The following is a 16274-nucleotide window of genomic DNA, read 5'->3' as shown; positions in this document are numbered from 1 at the left end:
TTGTGATTACTGAAGGGAGTTCCGCTATCAGGGTAACGGGAGAATGACCAATTGCCAACCGTTTGCGACAAAAAGCGCGAAGGTTTTCCAAAGTTACGATCTTTGCCTTAGTAACGTAGAAAAGCAGGACCGAAGTCCTGCTTTTTAGGCATATCACGAAGGGGTGTACTGATTAAAACTTAGAACTGGTAAACGATACCCACTGCAGCCTGGTCGTCGGTGGCTACGCCAGCAGTTTTGGTGTATTCGTTGTCGTCCAGCAGGTTGAATTTGTATGCTGCGTAGACGTTCATGTTCTTGTTGAAGTAGTACCAGGTACCCAGCTCTACGTATTTAACCAGGTCAGCATCGCCGCCGGAGAAGCCAGCGCGGCCCTGCAGGTCTTTGCCTTTGGTCTGAACGTAGCCAACGGACGGACGCAGACCGAAGTCGAACTGGTACTGAGCAACGGCTTCAAAGTTCTGAGTTTTGCCAGCGAAGTAGTTAGCCTGGTTTTCCGGAGTCATGTTGTAAGTCTGGGAGTACATCACTGCCGCATAGACGTTGTTTGCATCGTACTTAGCGGAGGTTGCCCATGCTTCAGCTTTGTCACCGTTGCCATCAGCTTTCTGATCGATGCTGCGGTTAGAGCTCGCGTAGCCTGCAGACAGCGCAATACCGTTTTCGAATGCGTAGGTTGCAGAGGTGCTGACGCCGTCGCCATTTTGTTTCTGGATAGCACGGCTTGCGTCGTTTTTACCCTGGTACTGCAGCGCGAAGCTCAGGCCGTCAACCAGACCGAAGAAGTCAGAGTTACGGTAGGTAGCAACGCCGTTGGTACGGCCAGTCATGAAGTTGTCGGTGTAGTTCCAGCCGTCGCCGCCCCACTCAACCAGCATATCGGTTGCAGCTTCAACGTCATAGATGGCACCGTAGTTACGGCCGTAGTCGAATGAACCGTATTCACCAGCCTTCAGGCCTGCGAATGCCAGACGGGTTTTAGTCCCCTGGGAACCTTCAACGTTGGACGCATCCATGTTGTATTCCCACTGGCCGTAACCGGTCAGCTGATCGTTGATCTGGGTTTCACCCTTCAGGCCGATACGTGCATAGGTGGTGTCGGAGCTGTTGGTGTCGCCATTTGTCGTCCAAATGTGCTCGCCAACCATTTTCCCGTAAAAGTCCAGTTTGTTGCCGTTTTTGTTATAGATTTCTGCAGCATTCGCTGCACCGGCTACCAGCAGAGCAGGGATTACCACTGCCAGAATATTGCGCTTCATCATTATTTATTACCCTCATTAGTATTTTTATATGAACACTTGCCACTGCCGCCAATACATTCTGTCAATGAAAATTTACAGAACCATTGATGATAGTTTGGTGTCTGAAGGCATCTTTCCATCCGAGCCAGCGTTTCGCTACCCTGAAAATGCTACCAATGTCGCATATTGGTAACAATAAGAAAGCGTGTGTAACAAAGTGTGAATTTTTGGGAACTTTGTGAACTCAATCAAAATTCCGTTCCACTTTGTGCGCAAAATCACCACGTCTTATATATCTATATGAATTAATTATGATTAATTTAGATAAGTGGCGATTTGTGCATTTTATGGCTGGATTTCGCTTTTTTTTCACTCAGCATTTGTCTTTGCATGTTGTGCGGTGGGTGGTTAAAAAATGAGCAAAATAATCAGGCATTTCACCGAAGAATGAACATAAGGTGCGCTTTCTTGTTTCGGAGGATCTCGAAATAGTGAGTAACATAAATGTGACGTGAAAGGGTTGATGTTTAAATTTCTAGATATTTGTTAACAATAACTGACATAAAAAAGGGCCAGCTTACGCTGACCCTTTTTGCAAAGCGGGAATAAAAATCAGAATGTCGCGCTGCGCGGAGTACGCGGGAACGCAATCACGTCGCGAACGTTCTGAACGCCGGTGACGTAGGCAATCAGACGCTCAAAGCCCAGGCCGAAGCCGGAGTGCGGAACGGTGCCGTAGCGACGCAGGTCGCGATACCACCAGTAGTCTTCTTTATTAAGACCCATTTCCGCCATACGTGCGTCAAGCACGTCCAGGCGCTCTTCACGCTGTGAACCACCGATAATTTCACCGATCCCCGGTGCCAGAACGTCCATTGCGGCGACGGTTTTGCCGTCTTCGTTAAGGCGCATGTAGAACGCCTTAATGTCTTTCGGATAGTTTTTTACCACCACCGGCGCTTTGAAGTGCTCTTCTGCCAGGTAGCGCTCGTGCTCGGAAGAGAGGTCGACGCCCCAGTACACCGGGTTTTCGAACTGCTTGCCGCAGTTTTCGAGGATCGTGACCGCGTCGGTATAATCGACCTGGGCGAAATCGGCAGAGACGAAACGCTCGAGGCGGTCGACCGCATCTTTATCCACGCGCTCGGCGAAGAATTTCATGTCGTCCGCGCGCTCTTCCAGTACGGCCTTGAAGACGTACTTCAGCATTGCTTCCGCCAGGCCCGCCACATCGTTCAGGCTGGCGAAGGCCACTTCCGGCTCCAGCATCCAGAACTCCGCCAGATGGCGGCTGGTGTTGGAGTTTTCCGCACGGAAGGTCGGGCCGAAGGTGTAGATTTTCGACAGCGCGCAGGCGTAGGTTTCACCGTTCAGCTGGCCTGAAACGGTAAGGAACGACTCTTTGCCGAAGAAATCCTTATCGAAATCTACTTTGCCCTGGTCGTTACGCGGCAGGTTTTCCAGATCCAGCGTCGAGACGCGGAACATTTCGCCTGCGCCTTCGGTATCAGAGGCGGTGATCAGCGGAGTAGAAACCCAGAAGAAGCCCTGCTCGTCAAAGAAACGATGCAGCGCCTGCGCCAGGGTATGACGCACGCGGGCAACCGCGCCAATCAGGTTGGTACGCGGACGCAGGTGGGCGACTTCGCGCAGATACTCGATGCTGTGGCGCTTGGCCGCCATCGGGTAGGTATCCGGATCTTCGACCCAGCCGGTAACTTCTACGCTGCTAGCCTGAATTTCGAAGCTCTGGCCCTGGCCCTGAGATGCCACGACTTTACCGGTGACGATGACCGAGCAGCCGGTCGTCAGACGCAGCACTTCCTGATTGTAATTGGGAAGAGAATTACTAATGACGGCCTGTACAGGATCAAAGCAGGAACCGTCATAGACGGCCAGGAAGGAAAAGCCAGCTTTTGAATCTCGGCGGGTACGTACCCATCCGCGGACGGTGACTTCGCTGTCAACCGCAACACGGCCCTGGAGTACGTCGGCTACAGGCACAACGCTCATAATAGTCTCTCTATTCGTAGTCCAATAAAAATATCTGTTTCCCCCTGCAATGGGGGATATCTATGTTACCTGTCATCTTCCGTCAGACAAGCAGATTTCGCACCGCGAGAGGGAGTTTTCGGAAATAAATAAAGAACAAGGAGCCAGAACGGCTCCTTGTGGTGATTAACTGGCCTTTTTGATCGGCGGCAGGTCGAAGGCTTCGCGCAGGGCGCGCACGAATGCCTTATCGTGACAGATGGTCTTGCCAGGGCTATCTGAGAGCTTGGCCACCGGCTTGCCGTTGCACTCCACCAGCTTTATCACGATATTGAGCGGCTTAACCTGTGGAATATCGCAGGTTAAGCGCGTTCCGATGCCAAAGCTGAGATTCACCCGTGATGAGAAGTGACGATAGAGATCGACGGCTTTCGTCAGGTCGAGGTTATCGGAGAAGACCAGCACCTTACTCAGCGGGTCGATACCCAGTTTCTGATAATGGGCAATGGCTTTCTCGCCCCATTCCACCGGGTCTCCGGAGTCGTGGCGCAGCCCCTGATAGCGTTCGGCGAATTCCGGGCCGAAATCACGCAGGAAGGCATCCATCGTAATACAGTCGGTCAGGGCAATGCCCAGCTGGTCCGGATACTCTTCCAGCCAGGCGGCAAGGGCCACGCGCTGGCTGCTGGCAAGGCTTGGGCTGATCTGCTGATGGGCCTGGAACCACTCATGGGCCTGGGTACCCATCGGCGTAAGATGCAGGCGACGCGCCAGGTCGTAGTTGCTGGTGCCGGTAAACCACGGCTCCTGCTGCAGGCGTTTGACGATAGCCTGCTGGACCTCGCGCGAGAAGCGACGACGGGTACCGAAGTCCATCAGGCGGAAGCGGCTCATATCGATATCGGCGGTGATTTCCCTGAAGTCGCTCAGCTTGCGCTCGAGGGTCTCCAGCGCCAGCTCAACGCCGATTTCCGGCGAACGGTAGTGATGAACCAGCTCGCTGATCACCGCCAGCAGCGGGACTTCCCACATAATGACTTCGCGCCAGGGGCCGGATAGACGAATGTTCAGCTTGCCGTTGTCGTTGCTGACGGTGACCTGTCGCGGGTCGTAGCGGAAGTCGCGCAGCCAGTCGAGGTAATCCTCGGAAAAGAACGGCAGGGTCGACAGCCAGTGATACTCATCGTCCTGCAGCTTCAGGTCGCGCATAGCCTCAACCTGTTCGCGAATCGCGTCGGCATAGATGCCGAGTAAATCATCCCCGCGGCAGCGGAACTCCGCCGCAACGTGTACCTCGTTATAGCGGTGGAACACGGCCTGCTGCATGTGCAGTTTATAGGCATCCGTATCAAGCAGCGAGTGCAGTACAGGAGCAGTGAATTGTGTCATGGTGCGCAGTAGCATCCTCTCACTGGAGCGTATCCATCAAAACCTGAGCAGAAAAAAGGAGGCGGAGTATAGCTTTATTCCCCGACTCTGTCCCGCAGTGAAGGCCGATGGCGACGCTGACGGTCATTTGCGAGGCCTAGTTTAATATATTGAACACGGATCACACCACAAGCTTTGCATCGGGTCGAGCGCATTTTGTGCCTCCTGTGTTATCAATATGTAGCATGGTCACATGTAACATAATGATATATCTATATATTAATCATTCAATGCAATGTCATGGGGCAGGGGTGGGGCAAAATAAGATAGTTTTTGGTTCAAAAGCGCTACCTGTTCCGTGTTTTTCTCTGCCATCCATTTCCCGTAAACCTTATAAACCATCTGTGCATCGGCATGGCCCATTTGTGTGGCAATAAAGTTCGGGTTTGCGCCAGCTGAAAGAGACCAGCAAGCGTAAGTATGTCTCGTTTGATAGGCGTTTCGGTGTCTCAGACCGGCCCGCTTTATATGAGCATCCCAAATTTTCTTTATCGACCCGACTGCATAATGGTCCCCTGCAAGGTAGTTTCGCCCTGTTAGTCGTGGATCAAACACAAACGTACATTCGTGCTTTTCCCTTCGCCCGTACTCCCGTAGGTTTACTTCTACTTCATGCTGTTTACCAAACCTTGTCATCTCTGCCTGACTGCGGAGTGCTTCTATTGCAGGTTCAATCAGGAAAACAACTCTGTTCGTTCCAGCCTTAGTTTTTGGCATGGTAAATTCATTTGTAGGGGTAAAGTTCCTCCTGATCATCATCGTTCCCGCTTTCAGGTCGATATCCTCCCAGGCAAGTGAAACCAACTCCCCATGCCGAATGCCGGTGTATACTGCAAGGGCCCAGATGTTCCTGATCTGCGTATGCTTGCAGCTATCAAGCAGTCGAAGAAACTCATCTCTCGAAAGAGGATCGGGGTCTGGGCGACTTCTTGTCAAAGCTGATATACCGTTAAACGGGTTTTCTGCCGTGTACCCACTCGCTACAGCAAAACTGAACATTCCTGAAATAGTGGTCATGTAGTTGTTAACGGTGGGTACCGTTCTTCCTTTTGATGGTTTATGCCCTTTTTTAGGCACCTTCCACCCGGTCAGAAGTTCCTTTCTTATCAGCAGCAAATCCTCCCTGTTAACTGAGGAAATGAACCTGTCAGCGCCGATCCTTGGCACCATGTTTTTTACAATGGACTCATAACCAACAAATCCGTTGCTGCTCATCTCAATCCGTTTGAGTTCAAGCCATTTCTCAGCTATTTCCTTTACTGTTATTTCCTTTTTCTCAACCCCAAATTTTTTCAGGTTAAGAGATTCGGGAAACTGACTGGCATAGTTGAAGTTACCCATTTTGATTGCGAAACAAACTGAACTTCTTAGCTCACCTGCCGTCTTTCTGTTTTTTGGTGTATCAGGAACGCCAAGGTTTTCCCTGACCCTGACACCTTGATAAATGAACCATATACGAAGCGATCCGCCATGGTTCTCAACGCCAGTTGGATATGACGATTTGGCCATTCTTCCTCCCTAGCGCCCAAGAGCATGTTAAGAATATCGCTTTCAGCATGAATGAGCACCTGGCTGTTTCGACGACTGGCGCTCTATCCACTGATTTATCGCTTCCAGGTTATACATACATTGGCTGTTCGGGTTTGGATCACCATCAGGTGATACATGCATATATTCTCGGCCAACGAACCAGGAGTTCTTTCTGGCTCTTTCAATTGTCCCAGAACGAAGACCGGTAATTTCTGTGAGTTTTTTTTCTGTAACCCACTTGTTAGGTACCAGTTGAATTACGTCGCTCATAAGCTCTCCTGAATCAGGCCGCGCGCTGGGCGCGCAGCTTTTTAATATGCTCACTCTGCTCCAGTTCGGCGCGTATCTGGTGCGCCTCTTCGGGTGAGAGCGGTTCGAAGTCGGTATTAAATCTGTCAATGCTTGCCGTGTTGATCCGACCCTGACGCCAGTAGCGCACCGTCTGGCTGTCGCAACTGTGGATTAGCACCGGCCATCCGTGGCTATCTGCGAATATCTGGCCGCGCTGAATAAGCTTGAACACCTGTCACCTCCGATGCTTTCCGCGTTCTTCAGCCTCTTCCTGGCAGGAGGCGCAGCGCTGACATCCCGCCACTGCCTCCCGGCGCCTTTCTGGTATTCCTTCCCCGCAATCCACACAATGAATAGCCGAAACTGCGTTATGGTCGATACGATACTTCGCTATGGCGGCTTCACGCTGCAGCTCTTCGAGTTCGTTGGCCTGATCGATAATCTCTGCGCTCATGCTGGACCGCCTTCACTCTTTTCAGCTTCAATCGCCATCTGCTCAAGTTTTCGTGAAAGCTCGGCAGACAGAGACTGGAACTCTTCCTCTGTCGCAACTGGGATCGGCACAAAACGGATACCGATATGAGCGAGGCCATTTGCGGCTTCAAGGCATTTCCTTAAATCAACGGGAGAGGCTCTGTTCATGCTGCACCGCCTTCAATGCGCTTAAACGAAATGACCCAAACCCAGGGATTGGCATTCCAACTATCTGAGCCGTAGATTGATGCCCACAGGCGCGCGAACACATCAGCTGCGCAATCGCCACTCTTCATGTCGGCGGTACTGCACCCTTCGCGTATCGCATCGACGTCACTGATACTCTTCAGTCGCTCCACGCGCACATCGGTGATTTCCAGCGTGATGCGGCTGGCCCAGCGCGGCATATGGATTGATGGGCGCCAGCGGCAATGCAGTTCATCATCGGCATCGTAAAACTCGGGCGCAGGCACGCCGTCAGCCTTGTAAACACAAAACTCTGGCGTCTCAAAAGGAGTTGAGTCTTTGCAATAGATATCCATCAGGTCGAAATCGAATAGCGGCCCCTGAAACGTCTCGCGCACCCAGATACGGTCGCCGACAGCGCCGAACGGGCACGGATGCCAGTAATCGCATACGTTCTCTGCATCTTCGCTCCAGGGCCATTTACTACCGTCTTCACGCTCAGCGATTTCAGTAGCACGAGTCTGCCTCCATTTGATGGGGCGGCGCGTCTGCGTCTTCCGACCATCCAGCAGCGCCCGCACCATCTCCCCGTTAAAAATCATTCCGCGTTCTTTCATGATTCCACTCCATAGCGGCCGCTAAGCCGACCAATAACACTGACAAATTTGACTAAACTGACGCCCATAGGCCGGACCTTCTCGTAGTGCTTGCGAAGGATGGGGGGGCATACAGCGTTCCACTTCGGTTTAGGCTTTGCGCTCATCGCTTTGGTTAGCTCTTCTGCGCAGCGACGAGCCTGGGCGCGGAGGATGTTTTCTTTCTCTTCTGGCGTCATTGGAGTGGCTCCTCATAAATCCGCTGAAGGTTTAATTTTTCAGCCAGCGCTTGTTCGGCTCGCGCGCCTGCAGACAATTCCCAGCCATGAAGCAGGTAGATGGCGTGAGCACATCGCAACATGGCCAGACATATATCCATGTATTCGAACTGACTGAGCCCATCCGGAAGCGTCGCGGGGTTCAGCACTACATGTCCGTCACTTTTGAGTACGGCAGCAGCTTCATGAAAGGAAGGGCGGTTAAATTCGGGAAAGCCGGTCATCGGCCCAGCGATGTAAATTTTCATGCTGCCTCCCGCTTAGTGATTAATCGGGCACCGAAACTCATCAGAGCATCACGCTCAACGGTAGTGAATTGGCAGTGAGTGCGCGGGTAGGGATGCCAGATAATCAGCATTGACCCTTTGTTGTTTCCGCTGACAGGCTTCCCGGATACCGGATTGATGAAAGCCAGGCGACCGCCGACGATGAATCGCACTTCGCTGGCCGTCGCAATAGCCTCCCGGAACCAGCCGACAGACGTATCAGCCGGAACTAACATCACAGTGCCGATCTGGTTTTTGGATTCTGCTGCAGCCTTCTGAACAAAGGGCGTGATATCGCTGTACGGTGGGTTAAGCCATGCATAACCGGGAGCCACAAGGAAGTCAGCCCACGGGATAGTCAGCGTGTTCTGCTGTTCCGTGATATAGCGGTTGCACAGCGCATTATCAGATGATGCGGCCGCGTCCAGTGTCAGGCAAAACTCAGCATCCAGAGCGACGAACAGAGGGATCGGCGTCTGCCAAAGGTTGCGTTGCTCAACAGGTGTTTTGCTTCCGGTGTAGTCAGTCATTGCGCACCTCTTTTCATGTCCAGCTCTTCAGCCAGTCGCTGAGCTTTTAGCGGGTTACTAACCACATCGCCCCACGGAGTCAGCCAGCCTTTCTTTTCTTTCAGGTAGGGAAGGCGCACCGCGCCAACCCTGATATCGTCCTGAGCGTGTTTCATGCTCACCTGCCAACTCTAGAACGGGATATCGTCGTCAAAATCAGGCGGGTTTTGACGGTTCTGAGCATGCTGATTGGCAGCCTGTTGAAGTCTGGAGGTTGGAACTGAGTTAGGGTTTTGCGTATAGGGGTTTGCGCCTGCCTGCGGACGCGCTCCGCCAGAGAACTGCGTGTTGCCCGGAGCGCGCTCATCTTTGTCTTTCATCGACTGCTCAAGGGCACTGATAGCTGTTGCCGGCTCGTTTTCGCTATGCTCTGCATAAGTGCGACGCGTACCTGGCTGGAACACATGGCGAACCTCGAATTTATAGCCATCAGATCCGTCACCTTTGGAGTAGAGGACTTTCTGCAGGAAGAGGCCAACTTTCTTACCTTCCAGGGCAGGGCAATGCCACTCAGTGCCTTCAGTAGTCTGGATCTGTTCAGGTTGAGCGTTCTTTACTTGCGCAGCCCAGAGGATGGCCGAAATTAAGCCCATGCCGAAGGTCTGCTGACCATCTTTCCCGATAAAGTTGATGCGAAGGTAGTTCGCTTTTGCTCCGTTACTATCAAGGCTCAGCTCAAGCGCCTGGGACTGGCTACCATCTTTTCCGAAGGTGTAAATTGCAGAGGCGATTACACCCTCATATGCGCCGGTTTCGCTGATGCCGCCAGTGCTGCCAGCTTTCTTAGCCATAGATGCTGCTTCGGTGTTCCATACAAAAGACATTGGTTGGCTCATGGTGGTGATCCTTATAATTCGGTCATAAATTCGGTGATAGCGACGTCAACGGCTTTCAGGTCGTTATCCATTTCTGTTAGCCCCGGAAACAGGTCCGGCGGCGCTTTGGCGGTGTCGTTGTCGTCACCCTTAATCAAAAAAACATGCTTCCCGTCTTTCTTGATGGCTCGCAGGACGATGGAAAAATAGCCCTCCGGCGTAAGCTTTTCGTTCAGCATCTTGCCGGTGGTCTTCATCCTGATTTTCCCTTCCGACTCTTCGGTATGAGCCAGGAAGTAAACCCGGAAGTCATCCGGAAGCCGGGTGGCCGCCATGATGATTTGCCAGACGTGATCGGCCATTTCGGTATATTTCTGATATCCGGTCTGGTATGCGCGCATCATGTTTTCGTGCTGCATAACGACCTGAAAATCGTCTATAACCAGAACCCGGCGATTCTTCGAAAGAACCATGCGGTTTATGGAATCCAGTACCGCATCCCAGGCATCAAAACGGATGATGTTTCCGCGCTGCACAGAGCCATCCGGTAACTCTTTACCGTTCAGCTTCCAGCCAGTGGCGCGGTACGGAAGCATCTTCGGAATGCATTGCAGCAGGATCACTTCGTCAGGCGTGAAGTTGCGCAGGCTGTACGACTTGCCGGAGCCGCTATCGCCAAGAATGAGCACAGGCGTTCCCATATCAGGCTCCTTTCAACCAGTGTTTGATGGTGAACAGAATGTCTTCATCGTCACTGTTACTGGACAGCCAGCGGAGATAACCCGGATCGACTTTTGCTATCTCTTCAAAGGACAGGCCTTTGTGCTTACCGAATCGGATCGCCTTCATCAGCGAAGGGCTATTTGCGATGGTGCGCATTTCTCCCATCGTCCACTTAGCCAGGCGGCCCATGTACAGCAGGAGCTCGGCGGTTACGTAGCAGTCGTATAGCGCCCGATGCGCGTACAGGCCTTCTGGCAGATAAGGCTTCAAACCCAGGCGGTAACGCATGTACTGGTTACCGTGACTCTCAAATTCCGGGTACTGGGTGCGAGCCAGCTTCAGGGTGCAAATCCAGGGAGCGTCTATCTGGGGAAGCTTTGACTTATCGAATTTTGCGTTGTGAGCAACATACGCATCAGCGCCCAGGTAACGTCCAATCACTTCGTTAATCAGTGGGGCGTCAGCGACCATATCTTCAGTGATGTGATGTATCGCCATCGCTTCGAAGCTGATCGCCTCTAATGGGCGGACAAAGTCGCTCATTGGGTTGCAGATAGTGCCGTCGACGATATCCACGCTGGCAATCTCCAGAACGCTACCTTCCAAGCTGGTCGTTTCGGTATCAATGACTCGCAACATTTTTCATCTCCGTGTGTGCGTCGTTAATTGCATCAAATTCAGCCAGCTGGTTAGCGGCGCTTTCGAGGTCTTCAGGCTGCAGGCCAAAGGCGACGATCACCCATGCCAGCGCCAGCATTCCGTTTTGTTGGCTTACCATTTCGTTCTCCGTCCAGCTTTCTGGCGCCCGGGGTGTTTGATGAAATATTTCTCAGCACACCCGCTGTCGTCGCAGAAATGAGCCTGCCGGGTGGTCATGTAATTAGTGATGGAGCGGACAACGCAGTCTTTCGGATGGCGCAGGGCGAAGCAGAGCTCGCACTGAACCGCGTTGAGGTGTTCGGTGGCAGTAGAGAGGAAAATCTTTTCCTCAAAGCTGCCCTGCACACCGCGAGAATCGACATAGTCGACCATGGTCTGAGCGATGCCAGCTGAGTTGGTAAATGACCCGCGACCTACCAGTTTCACGATGTGGCCGCCGAGTTTCAGTCGGGTGCCAGCAGGTAAAGAGGCGAGACGATCGGCGGTTAAGCGTGGTAATGGTTGCATGGTTTAACCCTCCAAAAGGTTGTGAAAATCCCGGCACCGTATTGGCTGCCTAATGGCTTAATTAAATTTGCGTTCCGGTTAGTGCGTTCCGGCCGGCACCAGGTTTGGCAGCAGCTCACGCGCTTCAAAGCACTGGCGGATATGCCGTAAGTTTCCCTGCGGTTCGAACCAGAAGGTTTCGTTCAGGTAGTCGCGAGAAACCTTCCAGGTGGCGCCAGTTTTAGCGTTGCGCATCATCACTGCACGACCGTTGTTTGGAATTGGCTTAGCCATGAAATACCTCCCATAGAGACGCAACAAACTTGAATGCCGCCACCCATACCGGAATCATCAGCAGGAGGACGATTGTCAGTGAACGAATGCCGTTTCTGCTCATGCGACACCGCCAGGAAGCAGACATAACGCACTTACCACCAGAACGCCGGCCACGATTGCGAACGCGTTTGCCAGGAACTTAAACCACTCGGATTTATCTTCTTCACGGATCATTCTTCGCACTCCGCAGATTCTGGCTCATTAAGCCATTCAGGACGGGAACCCTTGCTGATGTAGAAGTCGATAACATCCAGCAGGCGAGGGTAGAACTTCAGCGCGCGGCGGCCGTCCATTTCGGCAATGTCTCGTTTAGAAAACTGGCGCCAGTCTTCGATTTTGTGGTTCTGGCATCCGGCGCGGATATATTCTCCATTCGTAATCGTGATGGGGTATTCCATGCCCATAATGATGAAGGTGAGATCTGGCAGGTTGGCACCGCACAGGTCGGCACCGCTCAGGTCGGCACCGCGCAGGTTGGCACTGCTCAGGTTGGCATCGCTCAGGTTGGCACCGCTCAGGTTGGCACCGCGCAGGTTGGCACTGCTCAGGTTGGCACCGCTCAGGTTGGCACCGCACAGGTCGGCACCGCTCAGGTCGGCACCGCGCAGGTTGGCACTGCTCAGGTTGGCATCGCTCAGGTTGGCACCGCGCAGGTTGGCACTGCTCAGGTTGGCATCGCTCAGGTTGGCACCGCTCAGGTTGGCACCGCGCAGGTTGGCACTGCTCAGGTTGGCACCGCTCAGGTTGGCACCGCACAGGTTGGCACCGCGCAGGTCGGCACCGCGCAGGTTGGCACTGCTCAGGTTGGCATCGCTCAGGTTGGCACCGCTCAGGTTGGCACCGCGCAGGTTGGCACTGCTCAGGTTGGCACTGCTCAGGTTGGCACCGCTCAGGTTGGCACCGCGCAGGTTGGCACCGCGCAGGTCGGCACGATCGCCGCGCAGGCGGAAGGACTCAACCCATACCTTATGCTCGTCTAAAATTTTCTGAAGATCTGAAGTATTCATCTCACCCTCAAGCCTTATCGCGGCTAACGGAACGTTGTTACGACTTCCCGGCGTTGCCGGTGTTGTTTGGATGAGTTGATAATGTACTAATGGTTCATCATTGTAAAGTACCAAAAGTACATTTTAATTGAATTGAAAGTTCACTAAGACTTAACGCTATGAACATTAAGTATATTTAGTTTTTATTAATATCTATTTGGAGGGCGCCGGCGTTTGAGAAGAGCCGGCGTTTTAGAGAATTAAAGATTGGCTATCCGTGCTTGCGGTAGGTCTGCGGCATGCTTCCTATTATCTTCCCAAACACGAAAACTCGGTTCATTTCGTCTTTCTCGATCGGGTCCCATGCTGCGTAGCTCTTGTTGTCTGAGATAACCAGCAGCTTGTCTTTCATCTTTTGAAGCCGCTTAACATGCGCGGTCTCATCGTACAGGAATGCGTAAATACCGTCCCCATCGAAGCTCTTAATGCTGATGTCGACAAACAGCAGATCTCCTGGCTCAATCGTTCCCGACATGCTGTCGCCGCGAACGTTGATGATGCGGATGTTTTCCGACTTGCGTCCATCGAACATAGCGCGAGCATCTTCAGGGGCGTACTCCACAGAGCGAAGCACTTCAACGAACTCCCTATTGACCACCCCAGGGCCGGCACTCATTGCAATATCTAGAACATCGATTTTAAAGCTGTCGGGTGATTGTGATAAGTGGCCTGCCTCTATGCCATCAGATGGGCTGTCACCAAGGAGGAAGGATGAAGACGTGCCAATGAGCGCTGCCAATTCCTGCAGCGTCCCACGTCTCGGTATTGACTCTCCGTTAAACCATTTGCTGACCGCTTTCGGTGTCAATTTCATCCTCTTCGCTATATCAGCTTGACGACCATGTGACTGCAAACCGGCTTTATCGCAGGCTAGCGCAAGCCTCTTGGAGAATTCTTTTCGCGCTTTTTCTTCCTGAACCATGGGTTCAATCATAATACCACTTGCGTGAACTATCAGTTCCGACATAATATGTACCTACAGTTCATTTTCGAGGATTAAAAATGGCAGCATCCAGCCTCAGCGAAATCATCAAGAAAATCCGCGTACCAGTTGTCGCTAAAGCTTGTGGCCGCACCCCGAGAGCCATTTACAAATGGATCGGTAGCGGCAGCCTTCCAAGAACTGACTACACAGGCGAGACGAAGTATGCGGAAAAGATAGCAAGCGCCTCTGAAGGTCAGTACACCGCCGATCAGATCTTGGAAGTTAGCAAACCAAAAGCCGTCTAAAAGGCGGCTATTCCAAACAACACCAGAGGAACTATCACAAATGGAAAGTGCAATAGCTCGCAAGTTAGAACCGCCGATCCTCAACCCGATTGAGCTGGAAGGGGTTCTACTCAACCGCCTTTCTTCAATCGGGCAGAAGGTTTACGCAGAGCTGCTGTGTATCAGTGAATCCACAGTCAGCCGCAGGAAAGGAGAAGGGCATTTCGCTGACATAGCAAAAGAGTTGTCAGTTTTGGGTCTGCAGGTTGTCCCGCCTGAGGCGGTAGTTGTTTCCCGGCATTACCTGCAGTCAGTAGAGACGCTGGCGGATATCGGATTACGGGCTGAGCGTAAGCGGCCTGGCCCGCTGGGATGGGACTAATGAAGGGTAGAAAAGACGAAAGCCGCAGTGCTGACACACCAACGGCTTTCAGGCGAATTAACTGGATCAATTCACAGGAGTAATTATGGCAGAACCCAACACGATTCACACATTGTTTTTGCCGTTATCAATGGAGAAAGAGGTGCAGACACATCTCGATATCCCTGATGGGGTTCGTAGTGAAGGCTGGGTTTATGTTCTGACAAACCCATACATGCCAGGCATCTACAAGATCGGGATGACAACAAATGAACCTGAATTCCGGGCTAATCAGATATCTCAGGGAACAGGTATACCGGCGCCGTTTGAGGTGAGCGAGGCCTATTTCTCAGAAAATCCAAAGCAGGACGAGCAGGACATTCATGAGTACCTGTCTGACTTCAGAATCAATCAGAGCAGAGAGTTTTTCCAGTGCTCTGGAGAAGACGTTGAAGAAGCGTTCAGCGCTGCAGGGTTAGTCCGTAGAACATCGTCAGCTGAAGAGCTTGCTGACCGGTTCAATGTCGTCTGCTTCGAAACCGAAAAAAGGTTCTCTCTGGAAGAGATGCTTGATGACCTGGACCTCCACGTTTTTGGCTGCAAGTTCGCAGCGACTAAGCGCCTGGTCGAGATTGCAAAATCCTACATTGATCACTTCCAACGCCTTGGGTGCTCCATCGTTTTCATGGACGGCAGAGCAATACCGATGCTTACAGAATTTGAGCAACAAAGAAGTGCGCACATTAAAGCCTGCAATGCGGCTGGTGCGTATGGTCCTCAAAAACCATTGGAGTTTTAAATGGCCAGATCCCGAAACATCAAGCCCGGCTTTTTCACAAATGATGAGCTTGCAGAATGTCAGCCTCTGGCTCGAATTCTGTTTGCTGGTCTCTGGACTATTGCTGACAAAGAAGGGCGTCTGGATGACCGTCCAAAAAAGATAAAAGTGATGGTGCTCCCTTTTGACGATGCTGATTGCGACGTTCTTCTGCAACAACTCCATCAGCACAAATTCATTAACCGCTATCAGGTTAATGGGGACTCATACATTCAGATTTCTAACTGGAAAAAGCACCAGAACCCACACTGCAAAGAAGCTGCTAGTGAGATACCAAAACCAGTTGAAAACGATAGAAGCACCGGACAAGAACAGTGCAAGGAAGATAGTGAGGAAGACAAGAAGGATTCAGGAATAGCTGAAGTCATTGAAAATAAAGGAGCACCAGAAAAGCATAGTGCAAGCACGGTGCAAGAATCAGTGGAGAACAATTTAAATCCTGCTGATTCCTTTAACCTGATTCCTGATTCCCTTAACCCTGATCCTGATTCCTTGGATAACACCCAAGCCCCTTCCGCGACTTGCGAAGGTGACCAAGGGGCTGAGCAGGCAACTGTTCATCAGATGGCTAGTCGATACGCATTCGAAGGTTCTGTGGTTCGCCTGAATCACAAAGACTACCAGGCGTGGTTAGCCCTGTACCCGCTGATTGACCTGCAGTACGAACTGCAAAAGCTGGATATCGAATTCAGCCATGAAAAGCCGAAAAACTGGTTTATTACCGCCAGCCAAAAACTGAGCTACCAGAACAAGCAGGCGTCTTCACGGACGCCACGCAAGATTGCTAATGGGCGCCAGCCGGAAAACTTTGCAGCGAAGGACTACGGGCAGACTGAAATCCCATCATGGGCGAGGGACTGATCATGGAACTGGAAGAAAAAATCTCAACCATCGAGAAAATGCTCGAAGTCCTGAGCAATCCGCCTGAGCAGTTCCCTAATTGCGAACT

At 52.0% G+C, this 16274-nt stretch carries 25 protein-coding genes; 4 read left to right on the top strand and 21 right to left on the bottom strand.

All coding sequences use genetic code 11. The features are described 5' to 3' along the window. Window positions 1–179: 179 nt before the first annotated feature. The 21 genes from GVK32_RS21835 to GVK32_RS21745 all read right to left on the bottom strand — a co-directional run bounded on the left by GVK32_RS21835 (window position 180) and on the right by GVK32_RS21745 (window position 13851). Window positions 180–1262, bottom strand: coding sequence for a porin (locus tag GVK32_RS21835; RefSeq protein WP_159872296.1), 1083 nt, complete (start codon window positions 1260–1262; stop codon window positions 180–182). 591 nt (window positions 1263–1853) lie between these two features. Next, window positions 1854–3254: an asparagine--tRNA ligase gene (asnS, locus tag GVK32_RS21830; protein ID WP_041144812.1), complete on the bottom strand. Its 1401-nt coding sequence runs from the start codon at window positions 3252–3254 to the stop codon at window positions 1854–1856. 165 nt (window positions 3255–3419) lie between these two features. After that, a complete protein-coding gene (gene pncB / locus GVK32_RS21825; RefSeq protein WP_159872294.1) occupies window positions 3420–4622 on the bottom strand; it encodes a nicotinate phosphoribosyltransferase in 1203 nt (400 codons plus the stop codon). A 258-nt stretch (window positions 4623–4880) separates the two neighbouring features. Continuing rightward, window positions 4881–6170 carry a site-specific integrase gene (locus GVK32_RS21820; protein WP_159872292.1) on the bottom strand — a complete coding sequence of 430 codons (1290 nt, stop codon included), beginning with the start codon at window positions 6168–6170 and terminating at the stop codon, window positions 4881–4883. A 42-nt stretch (window positions 6171–6212) separates the two neighbouring features. Next, on the bottom strand, window positions 6213–6461 hold the full coding sequence (locus GVK32_RS21815) for an excisionase family protein (RefSeq protein ID WP_015584784.1): 249 nt from the start codon (window positions 6459–6461) through the stop codon (window positions 6213–6215). A 13-nt stretch (window positions 6462–6474) separates the two neighbouring features. Beyond that, entirely contained in the window at window positions 6475–6714 is a 240-nt protein-coding gene (locus GVK32_RS21810) for a DUF4222 domain-containing protein (RefSeq protein ID WP_085396540.1), read from the bottom strand. Window positions 6715–6717: 3 nt separating this feature from the next. Continuing rightward, entirely contained in the window at window positions 6718–6936 is a 219-nt protein-coding gene (locus GVK32_RS21805) for a TraR/DksA family transcriptional regulator (protein WP_159872290.1), read from the bottom strand. Then, entirely contained in the window at window positions 6933–7124 is a 192-nt protein-coding gene (locus GVK32_RS21800) for a DUF1382 family protein (protein WP_159872288.1), read from the bottom strand. The genes GVK32_RS21805 and GVK32_RS21800 overlap by 4 nt, the downstream gene beginning before the upstream one ends. After that, the gene (locus GVK32_RS21795) at window positions 7121–7759 is read right to left on the bottom strand and encodes a hypothetical protein (protein WP_159872286.1); all 639 of its coding nucleotides are present in this window, start codon (window positions 7757–7759) and stop codon (window positions 7121–7123) included. The genes GVK32_RS21800 and GVK32_RS21795 overlap by 4 nt, the downstream gene beginning before the upstream one ends. Next, window positions 7756–7977 (bottom strand): hypothetical protein, encoded by a 222-nt coding sequence (locus tag GVK32_RS29260; protein WP_227697882.1) that lies wholly within the window; start codon window positions 7975–7977, stop codon window positions 7756–7758. Before GVK32_RS29260 ends, GVK32_RS21795 begins: the two co-directional genes overlap by 4 nt. Continuing rightward, window positions 7974–8264: a DUF4406 domain-containing protein gene (locus GVK32_RS21790; RefSeq protein WP_159872284.1), complete on the bottom strand. Its 291-nt coding sequence runs from the start codon at window positions 8262–8264 to the stop codon at window positions 7974–7976. The genes GVK32_RS29260 and GVK32_RS21790 overlap by 4 nt, the downstream gene beginning before the upstream one ends. Further along, a complete protein-coding gene (locus GVK32_RS21785) occupies window positions 8261–8812 on the bottom strand; it encodes a phage N-6-adenine-methyltransferase (protein ID WP_159872282.1) in 552 nt (183 codons plus the stop codon). The genes GVK32_RS21790 and GVK32_RS21785 overlap by 4 nt, the downstream gene beginning before the upstream one ends. Further along, the gene (locus GVK32_RS21780; protein WP_143966902.1) at window positions 8809–8967 is read right to left on the bottom strand and encodes a DUF1317 family protein; all 159 of its coding nucleotides are present in this window, start codon (window positions 8965–8967) and stop codon (window positions 8809–8811) included. Before GVK32_RS21780 ends, GVK32_RS21785 begins: the two co-directional genes overlap by 4 nt. A gap of 15 nt (window positions 8968–8982) precedes the next feature. Further along, a complete protein-coding gene (locus GVK32_RS21775) occupies window positions 8983–9687 on the bottom strand; it encodes a hypothetical protein (protein WP_159872280.1) in 705 nt (234 codons plus the stop codon). Window positions 9688–9698: 11 nt separating this feature from the next. Beyond that, window positions 9699–10367: an AAA family ATPase gene (locus tag GVK32_RS21770; RefSeq protein WP_159872278.1), complete on the bottom strand. Its 669-nt coding sequence runs from the start codon at window positions 10365–10367 to the stop codon at window positions 9699–9701. A 1-nt stretch (window position 10368) separates the two neighbouring features. Beyond that, window positions 10369–11028 (bottom strand): exodeoxyribonuclease X, encoded by a 660-nt coding sequence (exoX, locus tag GVK32_RS21765; RefSeq protein ID WP_159872276.1) that lies wholly within the window; start codon window positions 11026–11028, stop codon window positions 10369–10371. Further along, window positions 11012–11167: a hypothetical protein gene (locus GVK32_RS28960; RefSeq protein WP_200842920.1), complete on the bottom strand. Its 156-nt coding sequence runs from the start codon at window positions 11165–11167 to the stop codon at window positions 11012–11014. Before GVK32_RS28960 ends, exoX begins: the two co-directional genes overlap by 17 nt. After that, complete coding sequence (locus GVK32_RS21760) at window positions 11161–11556, bottom strand: hypothetical protein (RefSeq protein ID WP_159872274.1); 396 nt, start codon at window positions 11554–11556, stop codon at window positions 11161–11163. The genes GVK32_RS28960 and GVK32_RS21760 overlap by 7 nt, the downstream gene beginning before the upstream one ends. Before the next feature lie 78 nt (window positions 11557–11634). Beyond that, entirely contained in the window at window positions 11635–11829 is a 195-nt protein-coding gene (locus GVK32_RS21755) for a hypothetical protein (protein WP_135184513.1), read from the bottom strand. A 212-nt stretch (window positions 11830–12041) separates the two neighbouring features. Beyond that, window positions 12042–12878, bottom strand: coding sequence for a pentapeptide repeat-containing protein (locus tag GVK32_RS21750; RefSeq protein ID WP_159989800.1), 837 nt, complete (start codon window positions 12876–12878; stop codon window positions 12042–12044). Between the two features lie 250 nt (window positions 12879–13128). Beyond that, window positions 13129–13851 (bottom strand): XRE family transcriptional regulator, encoded by a 723-nt coding sequence (locus GVK32_RS21745; protein WP_200842919.1) that lies wholly within the window; start codon window positions 13849–13851, stop codon window positions 13129–13131. Between the two features lie 68 nt (window positions 13852–13919). On the opposite strand from GVK32_RS21745, the gene GVK32_RS21740 reads away from it, so the two are divergent. The 4 genes from GVK32_RS21740 (at window position 13920) to GVK32_RS21725 (ending at window position 16186) form a co-directional block, all read left to right on the top strand. After that, window positions 13920–14147 carry a Cro/Cl family transcriptional regulator gene (locus tag GVK32_RS21740; protein ID WP_159872268.1) on the top strand — a complete coding sequence of 76 codons (228 nt, stop codon included), beginning with the start codon at window positions 13920–13922 and terminating at the stop codon, window positions 14145–14147. A gap of 40 nt (window positions 14148–14187) precedes the next feature. Beyond that, window positions 14188–14508 (top strand): hypothetical protein, encoded by a 321-nt coding sequence (locus GVK32_RS21735; protein ID WP_132510072.1) that lies wholly within the window; start codon window positions 14188–14190, stop codon window positions 14506–14508. Window positions 14509–14593: 85 nt separating this feature from the next. Then, the gene (locus GVK32_RS21730; RefSeq protein WP_159872266.1) at window positions 14594–15286 is read left to right on the top strand and encodes a GIY-YIG nuclease family protein; all 693 of its coding nucleotides are present in this window, start codon (window positions 14594–14596) and stop codon (window positions 15284–15286) included. Further along, entirely contained in the window at window positions 15287–16186 is a 900-nt protein-coding gene (locus GVK32_RS21725; protein ID WP_159872264.1) for a hypothetical protein, read from the top strand. Window positions 16187–16274 lie beyond the last annotated feature (88 nt).

It is taken from the genome of Klebsiella sp. 18074 (assembly GCF_902705905.1).
Classification (GTDB): Bacteria; Pseudomonadota; Gammaproteobacteria; order Enterobacterales; family Enterobacteriaceae; genus Klebsiella; species Klebsiella terrigena.
The sequence above is the reverse complement of the archived record's forward strand: the minus strand, read 5'-3'. Positions and strand labels throughout refer to the sequence as shown.